Below are 23,750 nucleotides of genomic sequence, written 5' to 3'. Positions count from 1 at the left end.
TGTATGCGCACGTTGTTATTTCTGCTAAGCGGCTTTTTGCTTGCCGGCGGCTGCTACCTGCTTATTCGGCTGTTTACCCCGGACTACCCGCCGGCCCAGGCTATCATCACCCGAGGCTTTGCGGTGCTGTGGTGCCTGATTGCGGCGGTAAATATGCTGATCGGGGTGATTAAAGTTGGCTACGGCTGGGGCGAAGAGCTGGCCATTTTTGCGGCGATCTTCGCCCTGCCGGTTGTGTCGCTCTTGTGGATTGTTGAGCGCTAATAGAGCTGATGAAGTTGTAAAGGGAGAGTTGGTTAAACCGCAAGGTGGGGCAATGACTCAATTCAACAAAGTAATAGCTATCACTGTAAAGGACGATGGAACGATTGTATTCGGCCTGGAGAAGTTAGGAGTTCGTTCTTATGAGCCTGATCAATGGATCACCTGTTGTACGGGTGGAGAATGGTAAATTAGAAGCGGCTATGTTAATAGCCGCTCTTCTTAAAAGTGCCAAGTAGTGCAGGCTCATACTAGGCACTAAATGACCATTCTGTAAGTAGTAATCAACTCAGGAAACTGTCTCATCATCATCGACACAAAAATGATAGCTGCTATATATACTCTTAAAGGTGGTGACGGCACTGGTGATCTGCCACCATTGATTAACACATCATGATGTCAGATATGTTCGCTTCTGGCACAAAACGGACAAACTTGCTGGGATAAAACCGAAATGAGCGAAGAGCAGACATTCCATTACTCGCATTAGTCAACCTGACGAGCATTCCATTCGTCCCGCGTGATTTCCCAGAGTTCGGAATCCAGCAGACCGCTGACATACTCTTTCTTTTCAGTCCTGATAAGCCGCATGCCGCTACTGTCTGAAATACGTCTGGAACGACTATTGAGAGCCGCTTTCGGCGCACGCAATACTGTCTTATTTAACGTATTAAACCAGTAATCCGTCACGGCATTACAGGCCTCACGCATAAAACCCTGCCCCTGATATTCCGGCGCTAGCCAAAATCCACGGTTATTATCCTCCACGTCATAAAGGCAGATTAAACCCATGAGTTCGCCCGGGGTCTGACGATGTCTGATAGTCCAGATCCAGGCAATCCCTTTTTCCATATCAGGCAGGGCAACGTTATTGACGTAATTTTCAGCCCCGTTATCCGGATAGGGCCATGGTACTGAGGAGACCATATAACGAACGATCTCCCACCGTGGATAAAGTACCTGAATCTGTGAAGCATCTTCGGGGACTAATGGCTGTAACAGCAGGCGTTCTGTATGGAGTTCTGGTATTTGCATATGTACTTCTCCTTCCCGAGTAAATAGCTATTTCCGTTTTACCTGAATCCTTTGTGGTCCAGGCCCTCATCGTGTTTATCGCCAACGAATTTGCCTGAGGGCGTTAACCCACCAGTCCGCTAACAAAGTCCAGAAATGCCCGGGTTTTCGCCGGGACGTGATGTCGGGACGGGTAATAGGCGTAGAGCGGGAAACGGTGATCTGACCATTCAGGAAACAGCGGTACCAGCCGCCCGGCAGACACATACTCCTCACTGCCTAATTCGAAGATTTGCACAACACCGAGTCCGGCCAGACAGGTACTGAACGCCGTTTCCGCATCGTTGACCGTTAACATGCCTCTGGGTCGGATCGTCAGCTTTTTTTTCCCCTGGTGAAACTCCCAGGCAAACGGTTTTCCCGTCAGCGGTTCGCGGAACAATATGCAGCGGTGTGGCTCGCTCTCAAGCTCCGGCGGCGTTTTCGGCTGCCCGAATCGCTGTAAATATTTGGGGGATGCCATGGCAAATACCCGCGTGTCAAACAACTTTCTGGCTATCAGCGACGAGGACTGAGGGTGACCAAAACGCAGCGCCAGGTCAAATCCGTCAGAAATAAGATCGCCCAGTTCATCCCGGCTGCGCAGCTCGATCTCAAGCTCAGGATGTTTATCCATAAACGCGCCGAGGCGTGGCCCTAAAACCTGGCTGGCAAACAATGGGTCAACGTTCACGCGCAGCTTCCCGCGTAGGGTTTGCCCGTCCCCTGCTGCGCCGCCGGTGACTTCAGCCAGGGCGCCAATCAGCGGCATAACCTGCTCGTAGAACTCCCGCCCCTCATCGGTCAGCCGCACTGAACGCGTGGTGCGGTCAAATACGCGGATGCCAAGCCGTTTTTCCAGGCGCGCAATCGCCCGGCTGACGCCGGACTGCGACATATCGAGCATTTCGGCGGCAGCGCCAAAGCTCAGGGTATCTACCACCGCCGCCATCACGTCCACGCCTTCCAGCAACTGCGAACTTAATGCTCTCATTATTGACTCTCAGTCATAAGTGATATGCCTTTCATGCTATCGCATTCTGCCCTGCGCGACGCCACAATTTGTTCGTCATCTCGACCTGTTCACATTTTCAGGATGGTTTTATGCATTCAAGCAGTACAAATATCGCTGCGCCACAGGGCGCACACGTTTCCCGAGCCCGCAGCATCGCGGCCGTGCTGGCACTAAGCCTGGGCTGTTTTACTTTTGTCAGTACCGAACTGATGCCGGTAGGCGTCCTGCCGGGCATGGCTGCCGGGCTAAACGTATCTCTTGGCGTGGCCGGTTATCTGGTCACTATTTTTGCTTTTATGGTGGCGCTTACCGCCGCGCCGCTGACCGGGTTACTGGGGCACATTAACCGCAAAACGCTGATGGCTGGGCTGCTGGCGGCTTGCTTTGCCGGCAATCTGATTACCTGGCTGGCCACGGATTATTTTGTGGTATTCATTGGCCGTATTCTGGTGGCCGCCGCTATCGGGGTGTTTTGGTCCACGGCGGTGGTGACCGCCGTGCATCTGGTGGCTTCCCGTAACGCCGTGCGGGCGACATCCGTTGTTTTTGGTGGCGTTTCGCTGGCAACGGTGCTCGGCGTCCCGGCGGGCACGATGCTGGGCGATTTTTACGGCTGGCGGGCGGTGTTTGCTGCTCTGTGCCTCTTGTGCCTGGTGGTTTTCACGCTTATCGCCTGGTCCGTTCCCGCGGTACGAATCGCTAAATCCGCCAGACGCGGCGCTATTTCCGCGGTGTTTAAAAACAGAGCATTGCTGGCCATTCTTGGTATCACCGCGCTGGTGGTGACCGGCAACTTCCTGGCCTATACCTACATTACGCCATTCCTTGAGCAAATGGCCCGCCAGAGCAGCTCGCAAATCAGTATCTTATTGCTGGTTTACGGTGCGGCAGGTGTTGTCACCAACTTTGCGGTGGGGCCTTTTGCCGCCCGGGCGCCGCGAACCAGTCTGGGCGTGGTGGCCGCACTGTTTACCGCCAGCCTCGCTTTTCTTAATGCGGCGACCGTCAGCCATACCTCAATTTTTATCGCTATCGCCCTGTGGGGCGCAGCTTATGGGGCCCTGCCGGTGTTGCTGCAAACCCTGGTGTTCAAAGAGGCATCCACGCTTGAAGGCGGCCCGGATGCGGCAACCTCGGTCAACGTTTCGGTCTTTAACGCGGCGATTGGCTTCGGCTCACTGGTCGGCGGCGTGCTGATAAACCTGACCGGACCGCGCCCTATTCCCTATGTTGCCGCCGGATTTGCCCTCGCCGGCCTGTTGGCAGTGATAGCTACCCGAGAAAGCAAATCCCGCCGCAGCACAAACTAGTCCGCAAAAATTTAAAGGAATCATTATGAGTAATATTACCGTTCTTGGCCTGGGGGCGATGGGCTCCCGGATGGCAGCTCGCCTGCTGGCGGCAGGGCATTCCGTCACGGTATGGAACCGTACCCGCCAGGCAACAGAAGCCTTAGGCAGCCTGGGCGCCACGGTGGCACCTACGCCCAGGTCCGCGGTGGCCGATGCGGAGTTTGTCATCGCCATGGTGCGTGACGATGCCGCCTCTCACCGGGTCTGGCTGGATGAGGAACAGGGTGCTCTGTCCGGCATGGCCGCTGCTGCCGTGGCCATTGAAAGCTCTACGCTGACGCCGGGTTGGGTGAAAACACTCGGCTCGCAAATACAGCGACATGACATTGCTTTTTTGGAGGCTCCTGTCTCCGGCTCACGCGTGCAGGTGGACTCAGGCCAGCTGGCATATCTGTTAGGGGGAGATCCGTTTGTGGTTGAGCGTTGCCTGCCGGTATTAAAAGCCATGGGATCGGCTTTCCATCACGTCGGTGAGCTGGGTGAAGGGACGCTGGCAAAACTGGCCACCAACGCGTTAATGGCGGTGCAGGTCACCGGCCTGGCGGAGATTATTGGCTTTCTGAAGCGCAGCGGGGCGGATGCCAACCGGGTGCTGTCGGCCATGGCCGGGACGTCTGTGTGGCCTGCCGTCGCCGGCTATCTTTCAGGCAGCATGGTAAGCGAGAATTTTGCCCCTCAGTTCCCGGTAGAACTTATCGAGAAGGACCTGACCTACACGCTACAAGAGATGGGGGCGCCGCAGCTTGCCCCCACTATCGACGCCGCGCATGGAGCATTTTTACGCGCCATGGCTGAGGGGCTGGCCGAAAGTAACATGACCAGCGTCGTCCGGCTTTACGACAAACTCTGAGACATCCGCAATAAAAAGCCGGGCCCTGTGCCCGGCTTTTCTGTTTATGCCACCCCAAAGATCATACCGGGCTACGTTTGTCATTTTTTTGTCATTTCCACGTCAGCACTTTGTTGGCGCCCGAGAGCTAAATTGGCCCTGACCCCCTTTGTTGAACCTGAGGATAGATCATGAAATTACGCCATCTCTCTGCGCTCGCCACCCTTGTGCTGGCTGCTTTTGGTACCACGGCCGCCCATGCCGACACTACACCTGCGTCGCAGGAAGTGAAAAACATCGTGCTGGTGCACGGCCTGTTTGCCGATGGATCGAGCTGGGGCAAAGTTATTCCCCTGCTGCAGGCCAAAGGGCTGCACGTCACGGCGGTACAGAACCCGACAACCTCTTTAGATAACGATGTTGCCGCGGTAAAACGCGCCCTGGCGCAGCAAAACGGCCCGGTGATTCTGGTGGCGCACTCCTACGGCGGAATGGTGATTAGCCAGGCGGGCGATGAGCCAGAAGTCAAAGGCCTGGTGTATATCGCCGCACGTGCTCCGGAAGCCGGTGAAGACTACCCGGCGCTCACCAAAAAATACCCTGCGGCACCGGCTTCCGCTGGCCTAAAATGGAACGACGACGGCTACGGCGCGCTGAGCGAGTCGGCATTTATCCACGATTTCGCCGGCGACCTGCCGGAAAGCGAAGCCAAAGCCTATTACGCGGTGCAGCAGCCGATGGGTAAAGCCATCACCATGGCGAAAACCACGGTTGCCGCCTGGCATGACAAGCCGACCTGGTACGCGGTATCGACCGAAGATCGCACGATCAACCCGGATCTGGAGCGGTTTATGGCGAAGCGTATGCACGCGCAAACCATCGAGCTAAAATCCAGCCACGTTTCGCTGATTTCCCAGCCTGAAGCGGTGGCTAATCTGATCATGAAAGCGGCGCACGTGCCTGGCTACTAAGGTTCACGCCTCTTATAATGACGAGACTGGGGCGGTCTCCACGCCCTTTTCTCTCTTTTTGACGGGACCCGCTGCTTGAAAATCCTCATTATTGAAGACGAAGCGAAAACCGCCGCCTACCTGGTGAGCGGACTGAACGAAGCGGGCTATACCGCAGACTGGGCGGCCAACGGCATTGACGGCCTGCATCTGGCCCGGGAAGACAATTATGACCTGATACTGCTGGACGTCATGCTGCCGGAAATGAACGGCTGGACGGTAATGGAGCGTTTACGCGCCCACAGCCAGACGCCGGTACTGTTTCTGAGCGCGCGCGGCACGCTGGAGGACCGTTTACGCGGGCTTGGTCTGGGTGCCGATGAATACCTCGTCAAGCCTTTCTCCTTTGCCGAACTGTTGGCAAGGATCCGCATTATTTTACGTCGCGGCCAGCCGCAGGCCGAGGCCGAAGAAGTGCTGACGATGGCCGATCTGCTGGTGGATGTCGCCAAGTTTCGCTGCGAGCGCGAAGGCAAGCGCATCACGCTGACCAATAAAGAGTTCAAGCTGCTGGTGTGCTTTCTCCAGCATCCGGGGCAAGTTCTGTCGCGAACGTTTCTGGCTTCCCGCGTGTGGGACATGAATTTCGACAGCGACACTAACGTGGTGGACGTCGCGGTGCGCAGGCTGCGGCAAAAAGTGGACGACCCCTTCCCGGTGCGGCTAATCCATACCGTGCATGGCGTGGGCTACCGCTGCGAGCCAGAGTCATGAAGCGCACTTCACTAACCTTCCGCCTTGCCGTGTTGCTGGCCGCCTTTTCCTTTGTGGCGTTTACCGTCATGGGCAGCGCGCTCTATTACGCCCTGCGCCAGCAGCTTTCTATCCGTGATGACGCGGCGCTGGTTTCCCGCGTGGACCAGATCAGTACGCTGCTGCGGGATCTGGATGCGCGGCAGTTGATCCGCGAAAAGCCCCATTTGTTTGCCAATATGCTGGGCAATACGGAATCCCTGCTGGTGATCCGCTATGTGGGCGGTGCCACATTGCTGGAAGTTAACCCCATGCAGCGCGCGCTTCCCACCGTGACGCCGGTGGCCGCCAATCAGCGGCTGACGCTTGAGGCCGTACATCACGCCAATAATGCGGACGGCACGCCGATGGTTTACATGGCGGCTATTAGCCCCTCGGCCAATAATTTACCGCCGCTGGAGATTGTGTCGGCGCGGGTACTGAGCGACAGAACCCATATTCTCGAAGAGTACCGCAACAAAATTATTCTCTTTGCCTCGATGATGGCGGCCATCTCGGTCGTGCTGGCCGTGATCTTTGCCCGCCGGGGCATCTCGCCTTTGCGTCGTCTGGCCGACCGCACGGCGACTATTGGCACCCAAACGCTCTCGTCGAGGCTGGATAAGCAGGATGTGCCGATGGAGCTTGATGCGCTGATTGACCAAATCAACGCGATGCTCGAGCGGCTGGAACGCGGTTTCCAGCAGTTAAAACAGGTCAGTGCCGATATGGCCCATGACCTGCGCACGCCGATAACCACCCTGCTCGGCCAGACAGAAGTTGGCCTCGGCGCGGCGAGGGACAACGCCTATTATCAGCGCCTGTTGGGCTCGAACTTTGAAGAGCTGCAACGTATGTCGCGGATGATAGACAACATGCTGTTTCTGGCCCAGGCGGAACAGCCTGACCAGGAGATCCAGCGGCGTGATATTGACATTGTTGAAGAGATTCACCGCCTCGGTGAGTATTTTGAGGATCTGGCCGCCGAGCGTGAGGTGGCGATTCAAACCCACGCCAGCGGCACGGTCAATGCGGATGCCCTGTTGCTGCGCCGGGCGCTGGCCAACCTGCTGTCTAACGCGGTGCGCTATGCCGAGCCCGGCAGTGAGATTGAGATTGCTGCCGGGCATGAAGCGGAAGGTATGTCCATCGTGGTGATGAACCGTGGGGAGACCATTTCCCCGGCGCACCAGGAAAGGCTTTTCGACCGGTTCTACCGGGCTGACCCTTCCCGCAACGACTCGGCGCACTCCAGCGGGCTTGGCTTATCCATCGTGCATTCCATCATGCAGTTGCATCAGGGGCGCTGCTGGGTAGAAAGCCAGGCCGGGGTGACCCACTTTGGTTTATGGTTCCCTGACCGAAACTAGCCAAACGCCTCAGGCTTTTTTGTCTGCGGCCAACAGTCCAAAAAGCGCTGAGTCAGAAATCACGCCGTTGATTTCCCAGCGTTGCCGCAACAGCCCTTCCCGAGCAAAGCCCAGCTTCTGCAGGGCGGCGGCAGAAGCCTGGTTGCCAGGATCAATTTCAGCTTCGATACGACGCAGATTAAGCACTTTAAAGGCATAGGCAATCAGCGCCTCGGCGGCTTCGTTAACCAGTCCCTTCCCCCAGTGCTCACGCCCCAGACCAAACCCAATCTCGGCGCGGCGGGAATGAAAGTCAAAGCTGAAAAGCATACATTTTCCCGCCAGCTGGCCCGACTGTTTATCCCGAATGCACAGCGTCAGCGCCGATCGGTCCTGCATCTCTGCCGTTCTGCGGTCGATAAAACGCAGAGCATCATCAAGAGAGCACCAGGACGCGGTGTTCCAGTATTTCATCACCTGTGGATCGGAAAAAATGCTGAGCAGTGCCGGGGCATCTTCCGGTGAGGGGGGCGAAAGTATCAGGCGCGGAGTTTCAATCATTACCTTGAACGGCGAGGCGTGTCCAGCCTGCTCTTCATCAGCAAGAAGCGTTCCGGCCGGGTAGCAAAAAGTTTGCATAACGTTATTTCCCTATAGCGACGGTGGCAGGCTGTTTGTTATGAATGCCGACGTAATATTTTGGCCGGAAGATAGCGCTGCATCGGCGTGGGCGACTGCCCGTCAATCAGCTTGCTGATCAGGTCATAGCAATGAAAAGCCAGCTGGCGGTTATCCTGCTGAATGGTGTCGATGCGCACCGACAGCGAGTCATAGAGGTAGTGGTCGTCAAAGCTTGCCAGGTGAATGTCGCTCTCCAGCAGGTTGTGCTGGCTCATGTAGCGCAGCACGCCCTCAAGCAGGCCGCAGGCGGCGGTAAACAGTGCTTTGGGCGGGCGACCAAGCTGCGCGCACAGCGCGGCAAAGGACTCATAGCCCGAGCTTGGATGATAGTTGCCGTGAATGATCCACTCCGGGCGCAGCGTGACGCCCGCCTGAGTCAGCCCCTGGGTAAACCCTTCCAGCCGATCCCGCGTGGGGGAAAGCCTCGGCTGGCCGCCTAAAAAGTAGAATTCATCCGCATGCTGGCGGGCAATCGGGGCGATCAGCTCGGCGGTAGGCTGCACGGAGTCGGTGGCAACCAGCGGCAATGCGGTGTCGTTCATGTGCCGGTCAAACAGCACCACCGGCAGTTGCTCACTCAGTTTGTGGTAATCCGCAGCTGTCAGCATGCTGGAGGCGACAATCAGGCCGTCAACCTGGCGCGCAATCATGTTGCTGACCACCATGTTTTCCTGGCCCGGATTTTCGTCAGTGCAGGAGATAAGCAGCTGAACGCCCGCTTCACGGCAGAGCATTTCCAGCTCATGGGAGAAAACGGCGAACCCGTAGTTGGTGATCTCCGGGACCACAAGCCCAATGGTATGGCTGCGGTCATCCCGCAGCGAGCGAGCGTGAATACTCGGCTGGTAGTGCTGCTGCTGCGCAATCGTCATGACGCGTTCGCGGGTGGCCTGGGCCACCCTCAGCTCTTTGCCCCGGCCATTTAGGACCAGGCTGGCAGTGGCCTTTGAGACGCCCGCCAGTTCGGCAATATCTTTAATCGTGACGCGTTTGGTTTTTTTCACAGCGCAACCGTGGCAATGAGTCGAAAACCCTCATTGTATCATGCAGGAACGCAGCGGCCAGTAGCGCAACGTGACCGCCGACTCACCGTTGAAAGAGAGCCGCTCCGAAGGATGCGGAAAATAGCGGCTACTCATCACGCCTTCCCCCTGATTGATGAAGATCTCAACGCTTGAGCTGTCGCAGAGGATCTGCAGCGAGGCAACCGCGCCATGCCAGTAACGGTGAAGCGGCTCGCCCGTCGCCAGGCTCGGACGCTGAAGCGTAATGCCCTGCCGGGTAACGTCCAGCGTCAGGCCGCCGCCAAAGCGGAGACTGAAGCTACCCGTGGCTTCTATCTGGAGTTCCAGGCGTGTTGCATCCAGCGCCGGAGCCAGGCTGGCTGGCCCTTGCCAGCGCTGTTCTTCTTCACGCAGCAAAGCCAGTTCCGCTATCGGGTTTTGATAAAGCTTGCCGTTGTTAAGCGTAAACTCCCGCAGGCAGGTCATCTGGTGGATCCAGCCCTGTTCACGGGTTGGCTGCCGCATCTCCTCGCCGTCCGGCACGCCCATCCAGCCGACGAGCAAACGCCGCCCGTCCGGCGCCAGCGCCGTTTGCGGGGCATAGAATTCAAAGCCTGCATCCAGTTCGTTCAAGTCGCCGTGGCTGAATGTCGCAGTGGCGTAATCAAAGTCGCCAACCAGATACGCCGCAGGGTAAACGTTCAGAAAGCGTTCATTTTGACGAGCCAGCCCCTGCGGGCAGCAGAGCAGCACATGTTTACCGTCAAGAGGGAAAAGATCGGGGCATTCCCACATATAGCCTGCGTCAGCCAGCCCGTGGACGCCGTTTCCGGCAATTTCGCCTCTGTTTTCCCAGTCACGCATATTCGGCGAAGAAAACAGCAATACCTTGCCCCGCTTATGAAGATCCTGCGCGCCCAGCACCATGTACCAGACGCCCTCGTGCTGCCAGACCTTCGGGTCCCGCACATGCCCGGTGCAGCCCGCAGGCAGCGGTAAAACTGGCCCCATTTTGTCAAAGCCACCCGCGCTGTTTTCCACCGCAAGGCATTGCCAGGCCGTGCGGCTGCCGTCGTCAAACTTAACGTTGCCGGTGTAGCACAGCGTCAGCCTGCCTTCGAGGTCAACGGCGCTACCGGAGTAGCAGCCGCTGCGGTCGTATTCTTCATCCGGCATCAGCGCCAGCGGCTCGTGTCGCCACTGCACTAAATCAGCCGAACTCCAGTGGCCCCAGCACTTGTATTTATGGTCCGCCGCCAGCGGGTTCCACTGATAAAACAGGTGCCAGCGCCCGGCAAACCAGGTAAATCCGTTTGGATCGTTCATCAACCCGGTTACCGGGGCGTGATGCCACTGCGGATAGTGTTTATCCTGCAGGGCTTTGGGCTGGCCTGTCATCACGGCCTGCAAAATGGCCGGTAAACGGGAAGCAAGCGTCATGCTTCAGACTCCGCTTTGTATTTCAGCAACAGGGAGAGGATGAACGCCACGCCAAAAGCGATAACCATCCCGATGATGTAGTTCACCAGCGAACTGGCCTGCACAATAGCCATGCCCGGCAGCGCCGTTAAGCCGACCGCCGTCATGTACACATGCACGGAAACCACCCAGGCCCCGCCCGCTGCGCCGCCAACTAGCGCCGCAATAAAGGGTTTAACAAACCTGAGGTTGATCCCGAAAATCGCCGCTTCGGTAATGCCCAGCATGGCAGAAAACGCCGAAGGCAGCGTAATTGCTTTGATTTTCGCATCCCGGGTTTTAAACCATACCGCCAGGCAGGCGCCGCCCTGCGCGACGTTTGCCATTGCCCAGATAGGCAGCAGGAAATTAACGCCGATGGCCGGATTGCCAAGCAGCCCGGCCTCAATAGCGTGGAAACTGTGGTGAATACCCGTGATCACAATGACGGAATACAGCCCGCCAAAAAGTAGCCCAGCGAGCCAGCCCGCGTGGGCAATAAGCGTACTGAGCACTAACGAAATACCGTCCCCCAGCGCGCGCCCGGCCGGGCCGATAATCAGCAGCGCGATAAAGCCGGAAATGATGACCGTCAGGAACGGCGTCAGGATAAGATCCAGCGCATCCGGGATAACCCGGCGCAGCTGTTTCTCCACCAGACTCATAAACCACACCGCCAGCAGCACCGGGAAAACCGTGCCCTGGTAGCCAATCATCGCCACTTCCAGCCCAAAGAAGTTCATGGTGTGGAACCCGGCCGCCACACCCCAGGCATTGGTTAACGCCGGATGGGTTAAAATTCCGCCCAGCGTCGCGCCCAGGTAAGGGTTGCCGCCGAACTCACGGGCGGCGGTAAAACCAATCAGGATAGGCAGAATAATAAACGCCGCGGAGCTGCACATATCCAGCATGATATAGAGCGCGTTATCCGGGCTGACCCAGCCGTAAGTTTTCACCATCCCGAGCAGCCCCATCAGCAAACCTGAGGCCACAATGGCAGGAATGATTGGCACAAAGATGTTCGACAGCAGACGGGCAATGCGCTGGAACGGATTCAGCTTTTTCGCCGCAAGGTCTGCGGCTTCGGACTTGCTTGACTCTGCAATGCCTGCGGCCTGAATAAAGGCAGCATACACTTTATTCACTACGCCGGTGCCAAAGATGATTTGCATCTGCCCTGCGTTGCGAAAACACCCTTTCACGCCGTCTACTTTGCCAATTGCCTGTTGGTCTGCCAGCGCATCATCCACCAGAACCAACCGCAGCCTCGTTGCGCAGTGGGCCGCGCTGGCGATATTGTCTTTGCCGCCCAGCAGAGGAATCAGCTCTCGGGCAATGTGATTGAAATCCATAGTCACCTCTAAACGCTTTCTTGTTATGTCGTGGCACTCCCGCCGAAGCGGGAGGCAAATTGGTTAAAACCAGGTTTCCATCTGAACGCCAAAGTTCCATTCCCCACCGGCGTTAAAACCGCTGCTGCCGAAGGCGTCATTGCCGGCGTATTTGTCCAGTTTGCTGCTCCAGTCCATCCAGGTGGCAAACAGGCGCAGTTCCGGGCGGCTGAAGAAGTCACCGATGCTGCCGGCCTTCAACGTCGGGGCAAAGGTCAGCTTGTAGAAGCTGCCGTTGACCGCATTGCGATCTTTATAGCCTTCTGGTCGCAGATCCATGTACTGATAGCTGCCCTCGAACGCCAGAGCAAAGTTCTGGGTGACTTCTTTGATAAGCCGCGCGTTGACCGTGGCCCATTCATAGCTGTCTCCCTTCACGTAGCGATCTTTACTGCTTTGCGCCAGTAACGCCGGAGCAATATGCCAGCCGCCGCCAATCGGCGTCACGCCAAAGCTGGCAAAGCGCCAGGTATTCGCCTCCGACAGCAGCGCGCCGTCCGACCCGATCCCTTTTACTTCCGCGCCAAGTCCGTGGCCGTAGAGCAGCGCGGTTTTAGCGCTGCCTTCGCGCAGGCCGTAGAAGCTGTCGTTATGCAGCCCTACCAGAGTATGCACGCCGGTATTGGCGGCTTCTTTTTGAATCAAATCGCCATTGGCATCTTTTCGGTCGTCGTTATCCTTTGCCCGCAGCCCGGTGACCATCAGCTGGAACGGCCCGGCAAAGTGATTCATGGTCAGCATATAGTTCTGGACGGTGTTGCCGGTGTCTTCGAGGTTGCCAAAATTGCGGCCATAGACCGCAAAGTTGCTGCGCAGCCCGTCGTTCCATTTCACGTCATATACGCCGCCGCCGGTGCCGGCGAGAAACACCACGTCGGAGTCCAGCCAGTGAATATCGAAATTGTCGCGATCGAAGCGCTTGCCTGCCCACCAGGTACTGCCTTTCAGCGGGCCTTCAAAGCCGGGGAGATTCCCCAGTTCGGCGAAGGCCTGGCGAATATTCAGGTCGCTGGTGTCCGCAGACCAGTCGTTATAGGTCTTTTGCCCGTCCGCGAGCATAGCTTTAAAGCGGGTGGTGGTGCCATTGTCCAGCGTCTGGCGGTGCTCCAGATTCAGCTCAACGTAGGTGTCTGCTTCGTTACCCAGTCGCCCTACTGCCCCCCCGGTTTCCCCGGCGGGCGTTAAGTAAGGGCCGCTTTTACTGCTGGATGCAGAATCATTCATTAACAGGCCGGAACGCGCGTAGCCGTGGAATTCAAAACCAGTTTGCTTATCTGCTTTTGATTCCAGTCGGGCGGTACGGTCGGCCACCGCCTGAGTGGTTGCCTGAGTTTGCTGTTGTTGAGTGGCAAGCAGTTGCGCTTTGCTTTCGGCGGCGCTGGCGCGTTGTTCCGCGGCCTTCGCCCTGCTTTCTGCATCCTGTAAGCGCTGCTCCATCGCGGCAAGGCGTGATTCTATGCTGTTTAAATCCGTGGCGGCCTGCGCGGACGCCGTGCCGATCAGCAAGGCTATCATCACCGCCAGTTTATTTTTTTTATACATGTTCGTCGTATCCCTGAGAGGCTAATGTCATTTGTTTAGCTAAACCGGTTTAGTTGAAAAAGGGTAACCAGGGCGAAATGCCGAAGGCAACGAATTTTGCTAAACCGATTTAGTAAATGTGACAGGCACGACAATCAGAATATATTTTTACCGTATTACAGCGATTGCTCGACCTCTTCCCGGTGAGGCAGCGCGGTCATCGCGCCTTTCGCCGTTGTCGCCAGCGCCCCGCAAAGCTGTGCCTGAGCGATAACCCCGGCCAGTGCTTCTTCGCTGTCGGGTAAGCCTTTTGTCGCCAGGCCGCTGAGCAGCCCGGCAACAAAAGCATCGCCTGCCCCGGTGGTATCCACACAGACCACGGGCCTGGCATCAAAGTGGTAGATCTGACCGTGGTAATACACCAGCACGCCTTCCTTACCCTGAGTGACCAGCAGAAGTCGCATAGCAAAGCGGCTGACCAGCTTTTTAATGCCCTCATGGAGATGGGTTTTCCCGCTGATAAAAATCAGCTCTTCGACGGAGAGTTTTACCACATCGGACAGCAACAGCGCCCTCGTCAGACAAGCCTGCAGCTCTGCAACGTCATGCCAAAGATCGGGGCGGATATTAGGGTCAAAGCTGACCTGGCCCCCGGCTTTTTTTATCTGCTCCATGGCAGAGAACGTCGTGCTCCGGCTGGGTTCCGCGCTTAAGGCTATCGAGCAGACATGCAGCCACTGACCGTGGCTGAAGGACGGAATATCACCGTGTTCAAGGAATAAATCCGCACTGGGGCGAACCATAAAGGTGAACGTGCGTTCGCCGTGTTCATCCAGATCTACCACCACCGTGGAGGTTCTCTGGTTGGCATCCAGACGCATAAATTCGGTGTTTACTCTTTCTTCCTGCAGCGTGCGTCGCATAAAGCGACCAAAGGGATCGTCCCCCACGCGGCCAATAAATCCGCTGCTGCCGCCAAGGCGCGCAATCCCGACGGCAACATTGGCCGGTGCCCCACCAGGGCATTGCAGTAACCGGCCATTGCCGTCCGGAAGCAGATCGACGACGGCATCGCCCAGAACCCAAACTTGTACGCTCATGGTGTCTCCATTCGTAAGCTAAATATTGCTAAACTGATTTAGCTATTTAAGCACACTCGCGGAACGTGCTGAAACAAAATTCCTGCCGATTTGAGGACTTGTGTAACCAAAGTTCTTGGCCTGGCTGTGTCAGATGCCAAACCGCTGTGCCATAATATCGCGCGACAACTCACCGAATGAGCCTTATTGGCAAGACGTTACGTCGAAAAAAGAGTATGCACATGGACATCAAACCAAAAAAACACCGCTCGCTTTACATCCCTTACGCCGGACCCGTTTTACTTGAATTCCCCCTGTTAAATAAAGGCAGCGCTTTCAGCATTGAAGAGCGCCGCAATTTCAACCTGCTCGGCCTGCTGCCGGAAGTGGTTGAAACTATCGAAGAACAGGCGGAACGCGCCTGGATTCAGTACCAGGGCTTCAAAACCGAAATCGACAAGCACATCTACCTGCGCAACATCCAGGATACCAACGAAACGCTGTTCTACCGCCTGGTTGAAAATCATCTGGAAGAGATGATGCCGGTGATTTACACCCCAACCGTGGGTGCCGCCTGTGAACGCTTCTCAGAAATCTACCGCCGCTCTCGCGGGGTGTTTATCAACTACGAAAATCGTCACCACATGGACGATATTCTGCAGAACGTGCCGAACCACAACATCAAAGTGATCGTGGTGACCGACGGCGAACGTATTCTCGGCCTGGGCGACCAGGGCATCGGCGGGATGGGCATTCCTATCGGGAAGCTGTCGCTGTACACCGCCTGTGGCGGCATCAGCCCGGCCTACACCCTGCCGGTGGTGCTGGACGTCGGCACCAACAACCAGCAACTGCTGAACGACCCGCTGTATATGGGCTCTCGCCATCCGCGCATTACCGGCGACGACTACTACGAGTTTGTGGACGAGTTTATCCAGGCCGTACGCCATCGCTGGCCGGACGTGCTGCTGCAGTTCGAAGACTTCGCGCAGAAAAACGCCATGCCGCTGCTGACCCGTTACCGCGACGAGATCTGCTCGTTTAACGATGACATTCAGGGCACCGCCGCTGTGACCGTCGGGACGCTGATCGCCGCCAGCCGTGCGGCAGGCAGTCAGCTTAACCAGCAGAAAATCGTCTTCCTGGGCGCAGGCTCCGCGGGCTGTGGCATCGCCGAGCAGATCATTGCCCAGATGCAGCGCGAAGGGCTGAGCGAAGAAGCCGCCCGTGGCAACGTGTTCATGGTTGACCGTTTTGGCCTGCTCACCGACAACATGCCTAACCTGCTCTCCTTCCAGACCAAACTGGTGCAGAGCCGCGAAAGCCTGGCGGAGTGGGATCTGGAAAACGAAGCGATTTCCCTGCTGGACGTGGTGCGTAACGCGAAGCCAAACATTCTTATCGGCGTTTCCGGCCAGACCGGCCTGTTCACCGAAGAGATCATTCGCGAAATGCACAAGCACTGCGCTCGCCCCATTGTGATGCCGCTGTCTAACCCGACTTCCCGCGTGGAAGCAACGCCGCAGGACATCATCACCTGGACCGATGGCGCCGCGCTGGTGGCCACCGGCAGCCCGTTCGATCCAGTGACCTGGAAAGATAAGACGTACCCTATCGCCCAGTGCAACAACGCCTATATCTTCCCTGGCATTGGCCTCGGGGTGATTGCCTCCGGCGCGTCACGCATCACCGACGAAATGCTGATGGCGGCGAGCGAGTCGCTGGCTCAGCATTCTCCGCTGCTGAACAATGGAGAAGGCATGGTGCTGCCAGAGCTGAAGGACATTCAGAAAGTGTCCCGCGCCATCGCCTTTGCCGTGGCGAAGATTGCCCAGCAGCAAGGCGTAGCGGTAGTGACCTCCGCTGAAGCCCTGAAGCAGGCCATCGACGACAACTTCTGGCTGCCGGAATACCGCGACTATCGCCGGACTTCCATCTAACGAAGCCATTGTGGTACATGTCCAAACCCGCCTTTCGGCGGGTTTTTTATTTTCGGTTTCGCGTCCAGAAAAGCGCGTGATTGCCTCTGACCCACACGGGCAGACGCATATGACAGCTTTTGGCGTACTGACGGTGATTAAAGCGATGCTAAAAAGTGAAAAAGGTGGCCTGGTTGCCGTTGAAATGCTGCTGGATATGGCTGCGGCGCTGCAGCAAATGAAAGACGCCGGGATCGCCATTTACCGCGAATAAGAAAAATATCAGTGCAGGTTACTTCATTATATTCATCACGTTAATGAAGAAAGACTCACGTATAAAACGATTCAGGCCGTAGGCATCAACATAAGTAAATATATGTAACTATATACAATGATCATTGTTGCAAATAGGAATTATTGATACTTTCCCGGCAGTTTAACCACACTCAAAAAAGGGAAATATTATGAGGAAAGTGTCAGCTTTTATCGGTTCATTACTGCTGGTTTCTGGTTCCACATGGGCCGCGCCCGCTAAGGATTGTGTGAAAGTGGACAAAGCCGCGATAGAAGGCTTGTTCGATCGCTGGAATGACTCGCTAAAGACTGGAGATGCTAAAAAAGTCGCTGATACGTATCTTACCGATGCGGTGTTATTGCCTACTGTGTCAAACCAGGTTCGTCTGACGGACGCCGAGCGTGTGGATTATTTTGAACATTTTCTGGCGAAAAAGCCCGTGGGTAAAATTGACAGCAGAACAGTTAGAATTGGCTGCAATAAAGCGATTGATGTAGGAACCTATACCTTTACCTTTGAGGATAAAACGACGGTTTCTGCACGATACACTTTCACCTACGCTTGGGATGGCAGCGACTGGAAAATCTCTTCACACCACTCTTCCGCGATGCCTGAAGTTTAATTAATCAAGGCGGTGGCATTTGTCACCGCCTTGATTGGCTTGTCTGAATACCAACAGGGCCACTTTAATCGTGCGCCTTTCGCTTCTTAAAAAGCGATTATGGCTTTTTGTAGGCGTAGCTCAGCAGAATAGGATCGTCAGGGATCTGCGTGAACTGCGTGATTATCTGGTGGTAGTCCGCCGTTGGGTCAAGATCCTGCAGTTTTTGCGGGTACAGGTCTTTGGCTAAGATTTCCATCCCGATAATGTTGTACGGGTGATTATAGAAGTGGTGATACACGCCGTAGACCTTGCCTTCTTTGACCGGTTCGATGTTCTGGAACGTGTTACGAGCCAGCAGTTTACTGAAAGTGGCGTTAACTTCCTGCGGCGTACTGCCGTAGCCAAACGGCAACACGCTCGGGTTCGGACGTTTGGAGCCGGACATGATATAAACGTCAGGCTTCATGGCGATAATCTGCTCCATCGAGACAAACCCGGCGCTGCCAGGCAGCAGCTTAGAACCAATGTTCTTCCCGCCTACCGCTTCCACCAGCGCGCCCCAGCCGTTATGCCCGTGGGTGAAGCAGCAGTTTTCTGTATTCCCGGCAATCGGTTCAATAAACACCGTTGGTTTGTTTTTAACATCGGCCGCCACCTGCTGAATGCGGGCCAGGTGCTGCTGGTAATAGTCAGTGTACTCTTTGGCGCGTTTCTCCTGATTAAGCACGGTACCCAGTAGCTTCACGCTGTTGGCGGTGTTCTCTACCGGGTGCAGCTCATAATCAACGAACACGACCGGGATATTGAGCTTCTTGAGTGAGTTAATCACGCCCGTTTGCTCCAGCGCAGGTTTAGCCCGCAGTTGCGCAATCATGATGTCCGGCTGCTGCGCCAGCACGCTCTCAAGGTTGACTTCGCCCTGATCGCTAAAGCCCATATCAATAATTTTGGTGGCTTCTGGCCATTTGCGCTTCAGCACATCCCAGGTTTGGGTGTCCTGTTTTTTCGGCAGGTTATTCCAGGCTACAACACGTTTGAACGGATCTTCACGGTCAAGCAGCGCCAGAGACAAAATGTCTCGCCCATCCTGCAGGATCACATGCTGAGGTTCCTTCTGGATGGTAATACGCTGGTTATCCATGTCGGTAACCGTGATGGGATAAGTGGTGGCGCCGCAACCCGCCGAAGCGAGCAGTAACCCTGTCAGGACCAAATTTACTTTCATTGATTGATGCTCTCCATGAGAAAGAGATTAGTTATTATTACTATTTATATTAATAAAGCCTTAATTTCCCACGGCATGGCAAGCACTGATTGGTTTAATTTTATTACGTGACAATGTCACAAAAACTTAAGCAAGATCGTAAACATATCAATACACCTCCCGTAACCCTCATTTGACGCATCTACGCTTTTCCCTTACCCTGCGCGGCATAAATGTATACAGCTCTTCGTAAATGCAGAGGAAAGCGTGAAGAACAGGACTCTTGGCAGTGTTTTTATCGTGGCGGGAACCACCATTGGCGCAGGCATGCTGGCGATGCCGCTGGCGTCTGCTGGCGTAGGGTTTAGCGTCACGCTGCTGATGCTCGTCGGCCTTTGGGCACTGATGTGTTACACCGCACTCTTGCTGGTAGAGGTTTATCAGCACGTTCCGGCGGACACCGGTCTGGGTACCCTCGCCCGGCGCTATCTCGGCCGCCCCGGCCAGTGGTTAACAGGCTTCAGTATGTTGTTCCTGATGTATGCCCTGACGGCGGCTTACATTAGCGGCGCCGGTGAACTGCTGGCGGCAAGCCTTAGCCAGTGGCTGTCCACTTCTATCTCTGCCACTTCTGGCGTGCTGTTGTTTACCGTTGTGGCGGGCGGGATTGTCTGCATCGGCACTCACATGGTCGATATGTTTAACCGCGTGTTGTTCAGCGCCAAAATCATTCTGCTGGTAGTCATGCTGGCCCTGATGATGCCGCATATCCACCACACCAACCTGCTTACGCTGCCGATTGAGAAAGGCCTGGCGCTTTCCGCCATCCCGGTCATCTTTACCTCGTTTGGCTTCCACGGCAGCGTGCCGAGTATTGTCAGCTACATGAACGGTAATATTCGCAAGCTGCGCTGGGTGTTTATCGTCGGCAGCGCCATTCCGCTGGTGGCCTACATTTTCTGGCAGATCGCCACCCTCGGCGCCATTGACTCGCCAACCTTTACCGGGCTGATGGCGGAGCATTCCGGGCTGAACGGCTTCCTGCAGGTTGTTCGTCAGGTGGTGGCTACCCCTCACGTTGAGCTGGCGATTCATCTGTTCGCCGACTTCGCTCTGGCCACCTCGTTCCTGGGCGTTTCCCTGGGTCTATTCGACTACCTCGGCGATCTTTTTGCCCGCAGCCGGAAAGCCTCTGGCCGCCTGCAAACCGGGCTGATGACCTTCCTGCCGCCGCTGGTTTTTGCGTTGTTCTACCCGCAGGGGTTTGTGATGGCGCTGGGCTATGCGGGCGTTGCGCTGGCGGTGCTTGCCCTGCTGGTACCGTCGATGCTGGTGTGGCAAAGCCGCAAACAGCATGCGGAGGTGACGTGGCGCGTGGCGGGCGGTAAGCCGCTGCTGGGGCTGGTCTTTGCCTGCGGGATCGCCGTGATTGTTATTCAGTTCCTGATTACCGTCGGCCTGCTGCCGGAAGTCGGTTAACGCTCTTGATATTCACGCGGGGCATTCGTCCCGCGTTCTTCGTTTTTTCTGCTAATTCCCCGCTAACTCTTCAGGATTTTGGATATAAAACCAGTAATTATGTAAGCAGAGTTAATATTGTAAATGCTAATTGTTGTTATTATCATCTCAATTCCCATTATAAAATCGTTTCAGTTCAGATAAACAACATCATGAATCGCATTCCTTTTGGTTCCACTTTCGTTCGCCAGGCTCTTGTTAATTCAAAATTATTAATCATTTCAACCTTCATCGTTGGTGCTCCGGCTTTCGCCGCCGACAAACCGAAGGAAGACACCTTAACCGTGGTCGCTACCGCTAATCCGGACGGCTCACCAACCAGCTATACCCAGGATGACTCCTCCATCGCCTCCCGCAGCAAAACGCCGCGCAGCGAAATCCCTCAGTCCGTTAGCGTGGTCACGCCGCAGGTGATTGACGACTACGCGGTGACCTCGGTCAATGACGCGATGAAGTTCGTCAGCGGCGTCACGCAGAGTAATACCCTCGGCGGCATCGAGGACGGTTTTGTCAAACGCGGCTTTGGCTCGAACAGCGACGGCTCCGTGTTTATTGACGGGGTGCGAAGCAACCAGGGCCTGGCGATGGATTCCAGCATCGACCATGTTGAGGTGCTGAAAGGCTCGGCCTCCCTGCTCTATGGCATCCTGAATCCTGGCGGCGTGATTAACCTCGTTAGCAAGAAACCGCAGTACAGCTGGAACACCCACGTCAGCGGCACAAGTAGCAGCAACGGCGGCGGGTCCGGCATGGTTGACGTCACCGGCCCGCTCGGCAACGGCTTCGCCTTCCGCCTGGTGGCCGAACGCCAGCATGAGGATTACTGGCGGAATTTCGGCACCGACGAACACACGCTGATTGCCCCGTCGCTCAGCTGGTACGGTGACAAAGCCTCTTTCAATATCAGCTACGTAGAATATAAGTTTGATATTCCGTATGACCGCGGCACAGCGTTTATCAACGGCAAACCGCTCAACATTCCTTACGACCGCCGCATTGACGATTACGCCAACCATGCCTGGGGCAAAAACAAACGCCTGACGACCAACTACTCGTACAAGCTGGATGACACCTGGGAAACGAACCTGAACTACGCCTGGATGCAGCGCCGCTACGACAGTAACGAAGTGCGTGCCACGGCGGTCGATCCTAACAGCGGTCTGGTTTCCCGCCGCGCGGATGCTAACCGTGGCTTTAACCACCAGACGGATTACGCGTCCTGGGACATCAGCGGTAGCCCTGAACTGCTGGGCATGACCCACGACATCACGCTGGGCGCGGATTACGAGCAAAACGAAACCTACAAGAAGTATTCGTACCGTGGGAAGGTGACGAAAACCTTCAATATGTATAACCCGGTGTACGGCGTCTCGCCGGTCACAAACAGCAGCACCTATAGCGATTCCAACAGCAACCTGCGCACTAATCTCTACAGCCGCTCCGTGTTTGCGAAAGACAGCATTCATCTGACTGACCAGTGGATTGCCGTATTGGGTGGCCGCCTGCAGCGCTATACCCAGACCTCCAGCGCCGGTTGGGTAAACCCGCAAACCACGTTGGAGGACCGGGGCAATGCCTTCCTGCCGCAGCTGGGCCTGGTGTACAAAATCGTGCCTGACGTGTCGCTGTACGGCAGCTACAGCAAGTCGTTCACCCCTTCCACGCAAACGGACGACAACGGCAACGTAGCTTCCACCGAAAAAGGGACGACATGGGAAGTAGGCGCGAAATGGCAGATGGCACCTCGCCTGACCAGCAGCCTGGCGCTCTACCGCATTGATGAAAAAGACATGTCGGTCTTTATCAACGGCGTGACCCGCAACATCCCGAAAGCGCGCTCCACCGGTGCGGAATTAGAGCTTAACGGCGAAATTGCGCAGGACTGGAACCTGACGGCGAACTACAGCTATGACAAAACTGAGATCGTGGAAGATAACGTCAATCCGGTGAACGTCGGCAACCACCTGGTAAATGCCCCGACGACCATGGGCGGACTGTACCTCAGCCACACCCTGCGTTTCTCCTGGCTGCCGGGTGAATTACGCTTGGGCGGCGGCGGGCGCTATGTTGGCAGCCGCGCGGGTGACCCGGAAAACAGCTTCACCATGCCGGCTTACACCGTTGCGGATGCGTTTGTGGCCTGGGACAGCAAGCTGCTGGGCAAAAATACCGAGCTGAAGCTGAACGTCAAAAACCTGTTCGACCGCGAGTACTATGAATCCAGCGCCGGTAACCTACGCGTTATCGAAGGTGAACCGCGCACCGCTTATCTCTCAGCCAGCGTGGACTTCTGAGATGAAAAAGTCGCTGTTGCTCGCGGCCCTGCTGGCGCTTAGCGCCGGCAGTCAGGCCAAAACGATAACCGATATTCTGCAGCGTAAAGTTGAGGTGCCGGATAACCCGCAGCGCCTGGTCGTCGGCGAAAGCCGGATGATTTATACCCTCGCTCTGGTGGAGGACGGTAACCCGGCGAAGCGCGTCGTCGGCTGGCCTGCGGATCTGCAGCGTCTGGATCCGCAGACCTGGAACCGCTACACCGAAGCGTTCCCGGCAATCAAAGACATCCCGATTATCGGCAACAATAACTTCTCGCAGATAAGCGTCGAGAAGGTTATCGCCCTGCATCCAGACTTGGTGATTCTGCCGATCTACGCCAAAAAAGAGAGCAATCACGATAGCTTTCTTACCCAGCTGACGCAGGCGCATATTCCGGTGATTTACGTTGATTTCCGCGTCGATCAGCTGAATAACACCGTGCCCAGCCTGCGTATTCTGGGCGAAGCGCTAAACGACCAGGCAAAAACGGAAAAGTTTATCGCCTTCTATCAGCAGCACATGGCGAAAATTGCCCAACGCCTGGCTGAGGCTAAACCCGTGAAGCCGACGGTAATGTTGCAGCTGCATTTAGGGGATAAAAGCGACTGCTGCACCACCGTCGGGCGCGGCAACCTGGCGGATCTGCTGAACTTTGCCGGTGGGGATAACATTGCCGTGAGCCGCTTCCCCGGCGTGTATGGCAAGATTTCCCCGGAAGCGCTGCTCACGGTGAACCCGGATATTTACATCGCCACCGGCAGCGCCGGGCCGGATCAAACAGACCGGTTGAAATTAGGGTCGGAAGTCACAGCCGTTCAGGCGCAGCAAAGCTTTACGCAGGTGCTTAGCCAGCAGAAAGTGATTTCTAACCTGAACGCTATCCAGAACGACAAAGCCTGGGCGGTCTGGCATAACTTCTACCTCTCACCGTGGCATTTACTGGACGTTGAGTTCTTTGCCAAAACCTTCCACCCGCAGCTGTTTGCGGATATGGATCCGCAGCAAACGCTGGATGAGATGAACCAGCAGTTCCTGGTGGTGAAAGAAACGGGCACTTACTGGACGAAACTGAAGTAACCTGTGTGCGGGTCAGCCGCTCTGACCCGCCAATTTTACTAGTTGTATCTTTCATCCCTCAGGTAGACAGTAGTGAAAACCT

General features: G+C 56.0%; 21 protein-coding genes. 12 read left to right on the top strand and 9 right to left on the bottom strand.

The features are described from left to right. Positions 1–3: 3 nt before the first annotated feature. Positions 4–264 carry a hypothetical protein gene (locus ACR6JA_RS06645; RefSeq protein WP_494493143.1) on the top strand — a complete coding sequence of 87 codons (261 nt, stop codon included), beginning with the start codon at positions 4–6 and terminating at the stop codon, positions 262–264. A 483-nt stretch (positions 265–747) separates the two neighbouring features. Here ACR6JA_RS06645 and ACR6JA_RS06640 read toward each other — a convergent pair whose 3' ends face one another. Together ACR6JA_RS06640 and ACR6JA_RS06635 are read right to left on the bottom strand one after the other, a co-directional pair. Then, positions 748–1,296: a GNAT family N-acetyltransferase gene (locus tag ACR6JA_RS06640; protein ID WP_213714261.1), complete on the bottom strand. Its 549-nt coding sequence runs from the start codon at positions 1,294–1,296 to the stop codon at positions 748–750. A gap of 103 nt (positions 1,297–1,399) precedes the next feature. Beyond that, positions 1,400–2,308 carry a LysR family transcriptional regulator gene (locus ACR6JA_RS06635; protein ID WP_213714263.1) on the bottom strand — a complete coding sequence of 303 codons (909 nt, stop codon included), beginning with the start codon at positions 2,306–2,308 and terminating at the stop codon, positions 1,400–1,402. A gap of 110 nt (positions 2,309–2,418) precedes the next feature. Here ACR6JA_RS06635 and ACR6JA_RS06630 point away from each other — a divergent pair, with 110 nt between their 5' ends. From ACR6JA_RS06630 to ACR6JA_RS06610, 5 genes are all read left to right on the top strand, one after another. Beyond that, complete coding sequence (locus ACR6JA_RS06630; protein WP_213714265.1) at positions 2,419–3,639, top strand: MFS transporter; 1,221 nt, start codon at positions 2,419–2,421, stop codon at positions 3,637–3,639. 25 nt (positions 3,640–3,664) lie between these two features. Continuing rightward, entirely contained in the window at positions 3,665–4,531 is an 867-nt protein-coding gene (locus ACR6JA_RS06625; RefSeq protein WP_213714268.1) for an NAD(P)-dependent oxidoreductase, read from the top strand. Positions 4,532–4,701: 170 nt separating this feature from the next. Beyond that, positions 4,702–5,481: an alpha/beta fold hydrolase gene (locus tag ACR6JA_RS06620; protein WP_213714269.1), complete on the top strand. Its 780-nt coding sequence runs from the start codon at positions 4,702–4,704 to the stop codon at positions 5,479–5,481. A gap of 75 nt (positions 5,482–5,556) precedes the next feature. Then, a complete protein-coding gene (locus tag ACR6JA_RS06615; protein ID WP_494493142.1) occupies positions 5,557–6,234 on the top strand; it encodes a heavy metal response regulator transcription factor in 678 nt (225 codons plus the stop codon). Further along, complete coding sequence (locus ACR6JA_RS06610; protein WP_494493141.1) at positions 6,231–7,622, top strand: heavy metal sensor histidine kinase; 1,392 nt, start codon at positions 6,231–6,233, stop codon at positions 7,620–7,622. The genes ACR6JA_RS06615 and ACR6JA_RS06610 overlap by 4 nt, the downstream gene beginning before the upstream one ends. Before the next feature lie 9 nt (positions 7,623–7,631). On the opposite strand, the gene ACR6JA_RS06605 is transcribed toward ACR6JA_RS06610, so the two are convergent. The 6 genes from ACR6JA_RS06605 to cscK form a co-directional block, all read right to left on the bottom strand. Next, positions 7,632–8,240 (bottom strand): GNAT family N-acetyltransferase, encoded by a 609-nt coding sequence (locus ACR6JA_RS06605; RefSeq protein WP_494493140.1) that lies wholly within the window; start codon positions 8,238–8,240, stop codon positions 7,632–7,634. Positions 8,241–8,278: 38 nt separating this feature from the next. Then, positions 8,279–9,286, bottom strand: coding sequence for a LacI family DNA-binding transcriptional regulator (locus tag ACR6JA_RS06600; protein ID WP_213714278.1), 1,008 nt, complete (start codon positions 9,284–9,286; stop codon positions 8,279–8,281). Between the two features lie 30 nt (positions 9,287–9,316). Then, complete coding sequence (locus ACR6JA_RS06595; RefSeq protein ID WP_494493139.1) at positions 9,317–10,726, bottom strand: sucrose-6-phosphate hydrolase; 1,410 nt, start codon at positions 10,724–10,726, stop codon at positions 9,317–9,319. Then, positions 10,723–12,096 carry a sucrose-specific PTS transporter subunit IIBC gene (locus tag ACR6JA_RS06590; protein WP_213714281.1) on the bottom strand — a complete coding sequence of 458 codons (1,374 nt, stop codon included), beginning with the start codon at positions 12,094–12,096 and terminating at the stop codon, positions 10,723–10,725. Before ACR6JA_RS06590 ends, ACR6JA_RS06595 begins: the two co-directional genes overlap by 4 nt. A gap of 63 nt (positions 12,097–12,159) precedes the next feature. Beyond that, positions 12,160–13,677, bottom strand: coding sequence for a carbohydrate porin (locus ACR6JA_RS06585; RefSeq protein ID WP_213714283.1), 1,518 nt, complete (start codon positions 13,675–13,677; stop codon positions 12,160–12,162). A gap of 155 nt (positions 13,678–13,832) precedes the next feature. After that, a complete protein-coding gene (cscK, locus tag ACR6JA_RS06580) occupies positions 13,833–14,756 on the bottom strand; it encodes a fructokinase (protein ID WP_494493138.1) in 924 nt (307 codons plus the stop codon). A 221-nt stretch (positions 14,757–14,977) separates the two neighbouring features. On the opposite strand from cscK, the gene ACR6JA_RS06575 reads away from it, so the two are divergent. The 3 genes from ACR6JA_RS06575 (at position 14,978) to ACR6JA_RS06565 (ending at position 17,571) form a co-directional block, all read left to right on the top strand. Further along, a complete protein-coding gene (locus ACR6JA_RS06575; RefSeq protein WP_166863902.1) occupies positions 14,978–16,675 on the top strand; it encodes an NAD-dependent malic enzyme in 1,698 nt (565 codons plus the stop codon). Positions 16,676–16,751: 76 nt separating this feature from the next. Continuing rightward, entirely contained in the window at positions 16,752–16,928 is a 177-nt protein-coding gene (locus ACR6JA_RS06570) for a hypothetical protein (RefSeq protein WP_494493137.1), read from the top strand. A 190-nt stretch (positions 16,929–17,118) separates the two neighbouring features. Then, complete coding sequence (locus ACR6JA_RS06565) at positions 17,119–17,571, top strand: SgcJ/EcaC family oxidoreductase (protein WP_008458880.1); 453 nt, start codon at positions 17,119–17,121, stop codon at positions 17,569–17,571. Between the two features lie 97 nt (positions 17,572–17,668). Here the strand turns inward: ACR6JA_RS06565 and ACR6JA_RS06560 are convergent, their stop codons facing one another. Further along, positions 17,669–18,778: an ABC transporter substrate-binding protein gene (locus ACR6JA_RS06560; protein ID WP_494493136.1), complete on the bottom strand. Its 1,110-nt coding sequence runs from the start codon at positions 18,776–18,778 to the stop codon at positions 17,669–17,671. A 246-nt stretch (positions 18,779–19,024) separates the two neighbouring features. On the opposite strand from ACR6JA_RS06560, the gene tyrP reads away from it, so the two are divergent. From tyrP to ACR6JA_RS06545, 3 genes are all read left to right on the top strand, one after another. Further along, positions 19,025–20,236, top strand: a complete 1,212-nt coding sequence (gene tyrP, locus ACR6JA_RS06555) for a tyrosine transporter TyrP (RefSeq protein WP_494493135.1) — start codon at positions 19,025–19,027, stop codon at positions 20,234–20,236. A 191-nt stretch (positions 20,237–20,427) separates the two neighbouring features. Further along, positions 20,428–22,569 (top strand): TonB-dependent siderophore receptor, encoded by a 2,142-nt coding sequence (locus ACR6JA_RS06550; protein ID WP_494493134.1) that lies wholly within the window; start codon positions 20,428–20,430, stop codon positions 22,567–22,569. 1 nt (position 22,570) lies between these two features. Next, entirely contained in the window at positions 22,571–23,668 is a 1,098-nt protein-coding gene (locus ACR6JA_RS06545) for an ABC transporter substrate-binding protein (RefSeq protein ID WP_494493133.1), read from the top strand. Positions 23,669–23,750 lie beyond the last annotated feature (82 nt).

It is taken from the genome of Cedecea sp. B1(4), from assembly GCF_059414925.1.
The sequence above is the reverse complement of the archived record's forward strand: the minus strand, read 5'-3'. Positions and strand labels throughout refer to the sequence as shown.

Bases quoted from the DNA above. Each gene is read 5' to 3' on its own strand.
- ACR6JA_RS06645 (WP_494493143.1), top strand. From the start codon at position 4: ATGCGCACGTTGTTATTTCTGCTAAGCGGCTTTTTGCTTGCCGGCGGC.
- ACR6JA_RS06640 (WP_213714261.1), bottom strand. From the start codon at position 1,296: ATGCAAATACCAGAACTCCATACAGAACGCCTGCTGTTACAGCCATTA.
- ACR6JA_RS06635 (WP_213714263.1), bottom strand. From the start codon at position 2,308: ATGAGAGCATTAAGTTCGCAGTTGCTGGAAGGCGTGGACGTGATGGCG.
- ACR6JA_RS06630 (WP_213714265.1), top strand. From the start codon at position 2,419: ATGCATTCAAGCAGTACAAATATCGCTGCGCCACAGGGCGCACACGTT.
- ACR6JA_RS06625 (WP_213714268.1), top strand. From the start codon at position 3,665: ATGAGTAATATTACCGTTCTTGGCCTGGGGGCGATGGGCTCCCGGATG.
- ACR6JA_RS06620 (WP_213714269.1), top strand. From the start codon at position 4,702: ATGAAATTACGCCATCTCTCTGCGCTCGCCACCCTTGTGCTGGCTGCT.
- ACR6JA_RS06610 (WP_494493141.1), top strand. From the start codon at position 6,231: ATGAAGCGCACTTCACTAACCTTCCGCCTTGCCGTGTTGCTGGCCGCC.
- ACR6JA_RS06605 (WP_494493140.1), bottom strand. From the start codon at position 8,240: ATGCAAACTTTTTGCTACCCGGCCGGAACGCTTCTTGCTGATGAAGAG.
- ACR6JA_RS06595 (WP_494493139.1), bottom strand. From the start codon at position 10,726: ATGACGCTTGCTTCCCGTTTACCGGCCATTTTGCAGGCCGTGATGACA.
- ACR6JA_RS06590 (WP_213714281.1), bottom strand. From the start codon at position 12,096: ATGGATTTCAATCACATTGCCCGAGAGCTGATTCCTCTGCTGGGCGGC.
- ACR6JA_RS06585 (WP_213714283.1), bottom strand. From the start codon at position 13,677: ATGTATAAAAAAAATAAACTGGCGGTGATGATAGCCTTGCTGATCGGC.
- cscK (WP_494493138.1), bottom strand. From the start codon at position 14,756: ATGAGCGTACAAGTTTGGGTTCTGGGCGATGCCGTCGTCGATCTGCTT.
- ACR6JA_RS06575 (WP_166863902.1), top strand. From the start codon at position 14,978: ATGGACATCAAACCAAAAAAACACCGCTCGCTTTACATCCCTTACGCC.
- ACR6JA_RS06565 (WP_008458880.1), top strand. From the start codon at position 17,119: ATGAGGAAAGTGTCAGCTTTTATCGGTTCATTACTGCTGGTTTCTGGT.
- ACR6JA_RS06560 (WP_494493136.1), bottom strand. From the start codon at position 18,778: ATGAAAGTAAATTTGGTCCTGACAGGGTTACTGCTCGCTTCGGCGGGT.
- ACR6JA_RS06550 (WP_494493134.1), top strand. From the start codon at position 20,428: ATGAATCGCATTCCTTTTGGTTCCACTTTCGTTCGCCAGGCTCTTGTT.
- ACR6JA_RS06545 (WP_494493133.1), top strand. From the start codon at position 22,571: ATGAAAAAGTCGCTGTTGCTCGCGGCCCTGCTGGCGCTTAGCGCCGGC.